The organism is Streptomyces sp. NPDC104307, assembly GCF_055584045.1.
The window spans coordinates 514376-523133 of the sequence record NZ_JBVJMU010000004.1; the positions used below are offsets into that span (position 1 = coordinate 514376).

At 71.0% G+C, this 8758-nt stretch carries 8 protein-coding genes; 3 read left to right on the plus strand and 5 right to left on the minus strand.

Features of this window, described 5'->3' with window-relative positions; all coding sequences use genetic code 11:
* Positions 1 to 32: 32 nt before the first annotated feature.
* Complete coding sequence (locus ACZ601_RS15230; RefSeq protein WP_469537564.1) at positions 33 to 1070, minus strand: NUDIX hydrolase; 1038 nt, start codon at positions 1068 to 1070, stop codon at positions 33 to 35.
* A 207-nt stretch (positions 1071 to 1277) separates the two neighbouring features.
* Between ACZ601_RS15230 and ACZ601_RS15235 the strand changes: the two genes are divergently transcribed.
* Positions 1278 to 1454: a hypothetical protein gene (locus ACZ601_RS15235; protein WP_469537569.1), complete on the plus strand. Its 177-nt coding sequence runs from the start codon at positions 1278 to 1280 to the stop codon at positions 1452 to 1454.
* Positions 1455 to 1524: 70 nt separating this feature from the next.
* Here ACZ601_RS15235 and ACZ601_RS15240 read toward each other — a convergent pair whose 3' ends face one another.
* Positions 1525 to 1791, minus strand: a complete 267-nt coding sequence (locus tag ACZ601_RS15240) for an MDR/zinc-dependent alcohol dehydrogenase-like family protein (protein WP_440577393.1) — start codon at positions 1789 to 1791, stop codon at positions 1525 to 1527.
* Between the two features lie 251 nt (positions 1792 to 2042).
* On the opposite strand from ACZ601_RS15240, the gene ACZ601_RS15245 reads away from it, so the two are divergent.
* Positions 2043 to 4091, plus strand: a complete 2049-nt coding sequence (locus ACZ601_RS15245) for an NPCBM/NEW2 domain-containing protein (protein ID WP_469537571.1) — start codon at positions 2043 to 2045, stop codon at positions 4089 to 4091.
* A gap of 60 nt (positions 4092 to 4151) precedes the next feature.
* Here the strand turns inward: ACZ601_RS15245 and ACZ601_RS15250 are convergent, their stop codons facing one another.
* Positions 4152 to 5108 (minus strand): ROK family protein, encoded by a 957-nt coding sequence (locus tag ACZ601_RS15250; protein WP_440577391.1) that lies wholly within the window; start codon positions 5106 to 5108, stop codon positions 4152 to 4154.
* A 184-nt stretch (positions 5109 to 5292) separates the two neighbouring features.
* Here ACZ601_RS15250 and ACZ601_RS15255 point away from each other — a divergent pair, with 184 nt between their 5' ends.
* A complete protein-coding gene (locus ACZ601_RS15255; RefSeq protein ID WP_440577390.1) occupies positions 5293 to 6321 on the plus strand; it encodes a LacI family DNA-binding transcriptional regulator in 1029 nt (342 codons plus the stop codon).
* Positions 6322 to 6352: 31 nt separating this feature from the next.
* On the opposite strand, the gene ACZ601_RS15260 is transcribed toward ACZ601_RS15255, so the two are convergent.
* Both ACZ601_RS15260 and ACZ601_RS15265 read right to left on the minus strand, forming a co-directional pair.
* On the minus strand, positions 6353 to 7651 hold the full coding sequence (locus ACZ601_RS15260) for a DUF6986 family protein (protein ID WP_469537576.1): 1299 nt from the start codon (positions 7649 to 7651) through the stop codon (positions 6353 to 6355).
* Between the two features lie 168 nt (positions 7652 to 7819).
* A partial coding sequence (locus tag ACZ601_RS15265) for an electron transfer flavoprotein subunit alpha/FixB family protein (RefSeq protein WP_469537578.1) occupies positions 7820 to 8758 on the minus strand: 939 nt, incomplete at its 5' end.

Below are 8758 nucleotides of genomic sequence, written 5' to 3' on the forward strand. Positions count from 1 at the left end.
GCGTACGTGCGCCGCACGGATCACCTCGGGGCTCAGCCCACCGGGACTCCGGCCTCCAGGTTGAACACGGCCGACTTCTCGCGGGCACGCAGCGCCCAGCGCAGTCGTTCGTAACGGGTGGGCGGCAGCATCGTGGCCGCCTCCTCCTCGGTGACGAACCGCCAGTCGCGCAGTTCGGAACCGGGCAGCACCAGCCGCTCGGCGTCCCGGTCCGGCAGCAGGCCCCCGTCGAAGAGCAGCCGCAGTCCGCCGTAGCCGGGCGGCTCGGGCGCCTCCCAGTCGATGACCAGCAGTCTCGGTATTCGTTCGAGCTGTATCCCTATCTCCTCCGCGACCTCCCTGATCCCGGCACGGGCCGGCGCCTCGCCCGACTCCACGACGCCGCCGGGGAACTCCCAGCCGGGCTTGTAGGTGGGGTCGACGAGCAGCACCCGGCCCTCCTCGTCGAAGAGCAGCACACCGGCCGCGACGGTCTCCGCGGTCGGGTCGGGTGTCTGCACGATCCCGCAGGCCGGGGCGGTCCCGCTGTGCACGGCCTCGGCTATCCGTACAGCGGTCTCCCGAGGAGTGAGGGCGCTGTTGTCGATGGTGTGGGCGTCCCCGGCGATCCAGTCGAGCGCCGACAGGTAGGGTCCGATGTGCTCGTACGCCCACTGGCGGACCTGTTCGCTGCGTTCGGGGTCGTCGTCGGCTTCCACTCGGTCGGCGATCCGTTGCCGCAGGATCGTTTCCTCAGGTGAGAGCAGCACATGGCGCACCGGAATGCGCCGGGAGGCGAGCCCTCCGAAGATCTCGTCGCGATACTCCTGTCGCAGCAGCGTCATCGGCACCACCAGTACCCCACCGACCTCAGCGAGCAGGGCCGCCGCGGTGTCCACCACCAGACGCCGCCAGATCGGCAGGTCCTGGAAGTCGGTCACCTCGGCGAGCCTCTTCTGGGGCAGCAGACCGCGCAGCCCCGCGCCGGTCAGTTCCGGGTCGTAGAAGGTGCTGTTCGGGATCAGATCGATCAGTTCGCGCGCGGCGCTGGTCTTCCCCGCGCTGAACGCGCCGTTGACCCAGACGATCACGTTTCCCCCTCTTCCGTTGCCCCCTGTGGCTTGCCCGCATCACCCTGCCGCGAAAACCCGTTCGGAGCGACGCCGTTGTACGAACGCGGCCCTTCATGGCCTCCGTGGACGTCCCGGAGCACGGGGAGCGGCGTCCGCGCAGGCCGTGACGGGGACCGCCCGGACGTCGTTGGAGCGGACAGCAGAACGAACGACAGGGGGTGGACCGTGCTTCGCACCGTGCTTGAGCAGTTCCCCGCAGGGGGCCCGCGGGGCAGCTGGCCGGCCGAGGAGTTCGCGGCGGCCCGCCGCGGCGAGGGTGTCGCGGCGGAGGTCGTGATGGATCTGGAGCGGGACGCGTTCCTGGTCGTCGTGGGTCAGCAGCATCCGGACCGGGGCCGCTGAGCACCGGGCCGCCCGGGTGCCGGAGCGGCGGGGCAGGGCGGCCGGGAACGCGCGGAACACGTCATGCCCCTCAGGGCGTGTCGCCCCTCCAGTCCCACTTGTACGGCTCGTCCGGCCTCGGTCCGTACTCGGCCCTGCCGCCCGCCCCGTAGGAGCCGATCTCGGTGATCAGGGCGGAGCCGTCCGCGAGGGCGACCTCCGTCCAGCCCGTGACGTCCAGCAGCAGCCCGTCTAGCGGGCCGCCCACCAGCTCCCGGTAGACACGCCCCGGCCTGGGCCCCGGGTCGGGGTCGTCGTGATCGGCGCCGTACACGCGCCGCCGCATGATCTCGTCCATAGCAGCAGGATCGCACCGACCACTGACAACTTGCCCGGTCGGCGGGCCCGGGTGACTCGTTCGGGGTCTGTCCGCCCGCCGGACAGTCCCCGGGAATCAGAGTCCACGGTGCCGGTCAAGGGCGTTGACGGGATACAGAACAAACGACATCACCCCTCTTCCAACATACTTCAACACGCTCTAACGTAATCGCTCGTATTGGCGTGCACATGCCGTCACGTGATTTGGCACGAGTCCGGAGGAACGTAACGATGCGTCATCTTCCAGCCCGTACAACCCGCACAGGCCTGCGCAGAGTCGTCGGAGCACTGACCGCAGGCCTTCTGTGCGCGGCGGGTATCGCCTTCCCCGCCGCCGCGGACTCCCCGGGACCCGCGCCCGCCCCGCCGCGAGCGGCGGGCGCGAAGGCGGACAACGGTCTCGCTCTCACACCGCCCATGGGGTTCAACAACTGGAACTCGACCCATTGCCGGGCCGAGTTCAACGAGACGATGGTCAAGGGCATCGCGGACATCTTCGTCGAGAAGGGCCTCAAGGACGCCGGCTACCAGTACATCAATCTGGACGACTGCTGGGCCGTCCCGCAGCGCGATGCCGACGGCAAACTGGAGGCCGATCCGACGCGTTTCCCGAACGGCATCAAAGCCGTCGCGGATTACGTCCACTCAAAGGGCCTGAAGCTCGGCATCTACACCAGCGCGGGCACGAAGACCTGCGACAGTGTCGGACTTCCCGGCGCGCTGGGCCATGAGTACAGCGACGCACAGCAGTTCGCGGACTGGGGCGTCGACTACCTCAAGTACGACAACTGCAACAACCAGGGCGTCGACGCGAAAGAGCGCTATACGACGATGCGGGACGCGATTGCCGCGACCGGTCGGCCCATCGTCTACAGCATCTGCGAATGGGGGGAGAACAAGCCCTGGGAATGGGCCGCGGAACTCGGCAACCTCTGGCGCACGACGGGCGACATCAACGACAGCTGGAGCAGCATGCTGTCGATCATGAAGCAGAACCTGCCGCTGGCCTCCGCGGCGGGACCGGGGCACTGGAACGACCCCGACATGCTGGAGGTCGGGAACGGCGGGATGACGGACACCGAGTACCGCACCCACTTCTCCATGTGGTCGGTGATGGCCGCGCCACTGCTCATCGGCTCCGATCTGCGCAAGGCGACGCCCGAGACGTTCGACATCCTCTCCAACCACGAGGTCATCGCGGTCGACCAGGACCCGCTGGGCAAGCAGGGAACCGTGCTCTCCTCCGACGAGGGGCGCTGGGTCGTCGCCAAGGAACTGCGGGACGGCAGCCGGGCGGTGGCACTGTTCAACGAGACCGGGAGCGCACAGCGGATCTCGACGACGGCAGCGGCTGCGGGCCTGCCGCGAGCGGCCGGGTACACCATGCGCGACCTGTGGGAGCACACGGACTACAACACGGCGGGTGACATCTCGGCGACCGTTCCGGCGCATGGCACCGTACTGCTGCGCGTGACCGCCGGCGGCGCGTGGGCCTCGCATCCCCCGGCCACCGAACTGGGCCTGAAGGGCAGCCCCCTGGTCCAGGCCGGACGTACGGCCGAGCTGACGACCACGGTCACCGACCTGGGCCGCACCCCCGCCCTGAACGTCTCGGCGGCCCTCACCGGACCGTCGGGCTGGAAGGTCAAGGCCGGTTCCGCGACGACCGCCGCCGCGCTGCCCACCGGACGGGCACTGACCACGCGCTGGCGGGTGACACCCCCGGCCGGCACCGCGACCGGCACCTACGACCTGACGCTCGCCGCGAAGTACCGCTCTCCCACCGGGAAGCGGGTCCGGTCCTCGGTGCCCTTCCAGGCCCATGTGGTGGTACCGCCACCGGCCGGCGGCGGCTATCTGAGCGATCTGCCGCAGCTGTCCGCCTCCAACGGCTACGGACCGGTCGAGAAGGACACCAGCAACGGTGAGAGCGCGGCGGGCGACGGGAACCCGCTCACCGTCGGCGGCGAGGTGTACACGAAGGGACTGGGCGTGCACGCGGCCAGCACCGTCGAGTACTACGCGGGCGGCGCGTGCAGTGCCGTGACGGCCCGGGTCGGCGTGGACGACGAGAAGGGCGCCAAGGGGAGCGTGGCCTTCGAGATCTGGGCGGACGGCAAGAAGGCTGCCTCCACCGGGGTGCTGACCAACGCGATGCCGGCGCAGCCGGTCTCGGCGGACGTGACCGGCGCGCAGGTCGTCCGTCTCGTCGTCACCGACGGCGGGGACGGCGACGACTCCGACCACGCGGACTGGGGGGATCTCCGGATCACCTGCTGACCGGGAGGGCGGGCACCCTCCACACGGAGGGCGCCCGCCCTGGCCACCACGCGACAGTCCTTAGACCGGTACCACCCCGTCCGTGCCCGTGCGCACCGCGAACGCCGCGGCGGCCGCGCCCACCAGTCCGGCGTCGTTGCCCATGACCGCGGGCGCCACGGTCAGCTGCTGGACGAACGAGAGCGTGGCGTAGCGGCGCAGGGCGCTGCGCAGCGGGGCGAACAGGACGTCGCCCGCACCGGCCACTCCCCCGCCGATCACCGCGATGTCGATCTCGACCAGGGTGGCCGTCGCGGCGATGCCCGCGGCCAGGGCCTGCGCGGCCCGCTCGAAGGAGGCCACCGCCGGCGGGTCCCCCGCCCTCGCGGCGGCCGCGACCGCGGCGGCGGAGGTGTCGCCGTCCGGACCGGGCTGCCAGCCGCTCTCCAGGGCCCTGCGGGCGATGTTGGGGCCGCTGGCGATGCGCTCGACGCAGCCGCGCGAACCGCACGGGCAGGGATCGCCGTCCAGGTCGACGCTGATGTGGCCGATGTGACCCGCGTTGCCGCTCGGGCCGGGGCGGAGGGTGCCGCCGAGGACGAGCCCGCCGCCGACGCCGGTCGAGACGACCATGCACAGCGCGTTGTCGTAGCCGCGGGCCGCGCCCAGCCAGTGCTCGGCCGCGGTCATCGCGACCCCGTCACCGACCAGCTCAACCGGCAGCCCGCCGGTCGCCCGGCTCACCCGCTCCACCAGCGGGAAGTCGCGCCAGCCGGGCACGTTGACCGGGCTGACCGTCCCGGCGGTGGCGTCCACGGGACCGGCGCTGCCGATCCCGACGGCCGATGCCCGTCCCCACAGCGGGGAGCAGGTCAGCTCGGCGAGTACGTCGGCGACCGCCTCCATCACCTTGTCCCCGCTCTCGCGGGCGGGCGTCGGGCGCTGCGCGCGCACGAGGAGCTTGCCGTTGCCGTCGACCAACGCTCCGGCGATCTTGGTGCCGCCGATGTCCAGCGCGGCTACGAGGTCGGTATGCATCGGTGTGGGCTCCGGATGGTGAGGCAGTGGGACCTGCGGCTTCAGTGAATAGTCTGCATAGTCTCCATTCAGCTGACAACGTTGTCCAGGGCCTATGCTCAAGGCCACAGCCTCCGGCACCCCCCACGCGGTATCCTCCGTGGCCCCGCCGGACCGCCCGCACCCGACGACAGGACAGCGCACCGTGGCCGAGACCACCCGTCACCCCGAGCCCCGTTACGGCAACCGGCCGACCATGAAGGACGTGGCCGCGCGCGCCGGAGTGGGACTCAAGACGGTCTCCCGGGTGGTCAACAGCGAGCCGGGCGTCACGCCCGACACCGAGCGCCGGGTGCAGGAGGCCATCGACGCGCTGGGCTTCCGCCGCAACGACAGCGCGCGGGTGCTGCGCAAGGGCCGCACCGCCTCCATCGGCCTCGTCCTGGAGGACCTCGCGGACCCCTTCTACGGGCCGCTGAGCCGCGCCGTGGAGGAGGTCGCACGCGCGCACGGCGCCCTGCTCATCAACGGTTCGAGCGCCGAGGACCCGGAGCGTGAGCAGGAGCTCGTCCTCGCGCTGTGCGCGCGCCGGGTCGACGGGCTCATCGTGATCCCGGCCGGCGACGACCACCGCTATCTGGAGCAGGAGATAAAGGCCGGCATCGCGACCGTCTTCGTGGACCGTCCGGCGGGCCGGATCGATGCCGACATGGTGCTCTCCGACAGCTTCGGCGGCGCCCGTCAGGGCGTCGCCCATCTGATCGCGCACGGTCACCGCCGGATCGGCTTCATCGGTGACCAGCCCCGCATCCACACCGCCACGGAGCGGCTGCGCGGGTATCACACCGCCATGACGGACGCCGGGATAACCGTGCGGGACTCCTGGGTCTCCCTGGGCTCGACGGAACCCGAGCGGGTCCGTCTGGCGGCCGAGACGATGCTGTCGGGACCGGAGCCGGTCACCGCGCTCTTCTCGGGCAACAACCGCGTGACGGTGACCGTGGTGCGGGTCCTGGCCGACCGGGAGCACCCGGTCGCCCTGGTCGGTTTCGACGACATCGAACTCGCGGACCTGCTCGGTATCACCGTCATCTCCCAGGACGCCGCGGCCGTCGGCCGTACCGCGGCCGAACACCTCTTCCGCCGCCTAGACGGCGCCGACCACGCCCCGGTACGGGTGGAGCTGCCCACCAGGCTCATCGCACGCGGTTCGGGCGAACTGCGGCCGTCCTGAGCGGCGGCCGCAGTCCGGCAGGCGGTACCGGCTACGGCGCGGTGACCGTCAGCCCGCCGCGCCGCGGTGAGGCGAAGGCGTCCAGGTCCGCGCGGGTCAGCCCGGTCAGCCGGGCCACCTCTGCGGTGTCCAGCGCTCCGCAGTCGATGCCGCGCAGCAGGTAGCCGCTGAGCGCCTTGGCGGTGGCGGGTTCGTCCATCACGTCGCCGCCCGCCTTGGCCACGTAGGCGGCGAGCCGGGCCGCGGCCTGCTCCAGGCCCTCGCGGTAGAAGGTGTAGACGGCCGCGTAACGGGTCGGCAGATGGGCCGGGTGCATGTCCCAGCCCTGGTAGTAGGCGCGCGCCAGAGCGCGCCGCGTGAGTCCGTAGTGCAGCCGCCAGGCCTCGTGGACCTGCGCGCTCCGGCCTACGGGGAGGACATTGGTCGAGCCGTCGGAGACCCGTACACCGGTGCCGGCGGCGGCCACCTGCATGACGGCCTTCGCGTGGTCGGCCGCCGGGTGGTCGCTGGCCTGGTAGGCGGCGCTGACTCCGACGCAGGCGCTGTAGTCGAACGTGCCGTAGTGCAGACCGGTCGCGCGGCCCCGCGCCGCGTCGATCATCCGGGCGACCGCGGCGGTGCCGTCGGCGGCCAGGATGGACTGGCTGGTCTCGATCTGGATCTCGAAGCCGATCCGTCCGGCGGGCAGACCGTGCGCCTTCTCGAAGGCTTCGAGGAGCTGGACGAAGGCGGTGACCTGTTCGGGGTACGTCACCTTGGGCAGGGTGAGGACGAGCCCCTCGGGCAGGCCGCCCGCCTCCATGAGACCCGTGAGGAAGACGTCCGTGGTACGGATGCACCGGTCCCGTACGGCGGCTTCCATGCACTTCATCCGGATGCCCATGTACGGGGCGGCCGTGCCGTTCGTGTACGCCTCGGAGACCAGCCGGGCCGCGCGGGCGACGGCCTCGTCCTCCTCGGCGTCGGAGCGGGGGCCGTAGCCGTCCTCGAAGTCGATCCGCAGGTCCTCGACGGGCTCCCGCTCCAGCTTGGCGCGTACCCGGTCGTGGACGGCCCCGGCGAGCTCGTCCGGGATGCCGAGAACCGCGGCGAGGGAGGACGCGTCGGGGGCGTGCTCGTCGAGCGCCTGCAGCGCCTGGTCGCCCCAGGAACGGATGGTGCCGGCGGTGAAGGTGTCCCCCGGTACGTAGACCGTGTGGACGGGCTGACGGGTCCCGGGGTCGCCGGGGTAGCGGCGGACGAGTTCGGCGTCCACCTCCGTGAGGGAGGCGCTGATCCCGTCGCTGACCGCTCCGGCGAGACTCGTCGCCACCTTCTCCTGCTGACCCATTTCCGCACCCTCCACACTCTCGTTGTTTCCGCTTCCCGGAATCAACAATCCGTATAGTGAAGTTATAAGGCCGCCGTACCCGCGTCAATGGTGATCGGAAACGGTGCGGGGCCGCGCGGTGTGTTCACCGTGCGGCCCCGGGCCGTTGGAGCGTGGTGCGGGTGGAGGTCAGCCCTTGCGGGTGTTGACCTCGTCGGTCAGCTGCGGCACGACGTCGAAGAGGTCACCCACGACCCCGTAGTCGACGAGATCGAAGATCGGCGCCTCCGCGTCCTTGTTGACCGCGACGATCGTCTTCGACGTCTGCATCCCCGCCCGGTGCTGGATCGCACCCGAGATACCCGACGCGATATACAGCTGCGGCGAGACCGACTTACCGGTCTGCCCGACCTGGTTGGTGTGCGGGTACCAGCCCGCGTCCACCGCCGCCCGCGAGGCACCCACCGCAGCACCCAGCGAGTCCGCGAGCGCCTCGATCACCGCGAAGTTCTCCGCACCATTGACACCCCGGCCACCCGAGACCACGATCGCGGCCTCCGTCAGCTCCGGACGCCCCGTCGACTCACGCGGCGTACGGGAGACGACCTTCGTCCCCGTGGCCTGCTCCGAGAACGACACCGCCAGCGCCTCGACCACGCCGGCCGCCGGAGCCGCGTCCACGGCCGCCGAGTTCGGCTTCACCGTGACCACCGGAACACCCCTGGAAACACGGGACTTCGTGGTGTACGAGGCGGCGAACGCGGCCTGCGTGGCCACCGGACCCTGCTCGCCCGCTTCCAGGTCGACGGCGTCGGTGATGACACCCGAGCCGATACGGACCGCGAGACGCGCCGCGATCTCCTTGGCCTCCGCCGAGGACGGCAGCAGCACAGCAGCCGGCGACACCACGTCAAAAGCGGCCTGGAGCGCGTCCACCTTCGGCACGACAAGGTACTCGGCGAACTCCGGGGCATCCGCCGTCAATACCTTCACCGCACCATGCTCGGCAAGCGTGGCGGCGGTGTCCGCGGCACCACTGCCCAGCGCCACCGCGACGGGCTCACCGATACGGCGGGCCAGCGTCAGCAGCTCCAGCGTGGGCTTACGGACGGCACCATCCACATGATC

Excerpts from the sequence above, each read along its gene's own strand:
- ACZ601_RS15240 (WP_440577393.1), bottom strand. The coding sequence starts at position 1,791 with ATGGACGAGATCATGCGGCGGCGCGTGTACGGCGCCGATCACGACGAC.
- ACZ601_RS15245 (WP_469537571.1), top strand. The coding sequence starts at position 2,043 with ATGCGTCATCTTCCAGCCCGTACAACCCGCACAGGCCTGCGCAGAGTC.
- ACZ601_RS15250 (WP_440577391.1), bottom strand. The coding sequence starts at position 5,108 with ATGCATACCGACCTCGTAGCCGCGCTGGACATCGGCGGCACCAAGATC.
- ACZ601_RS15260 (WP_469537576.1), bottom strand. The coding sequence starts at position 7,651 with ATGGGTCAGCAGGAGAAGGTGGCGACGAGTCTCGCCGGAGCGGTCAGC.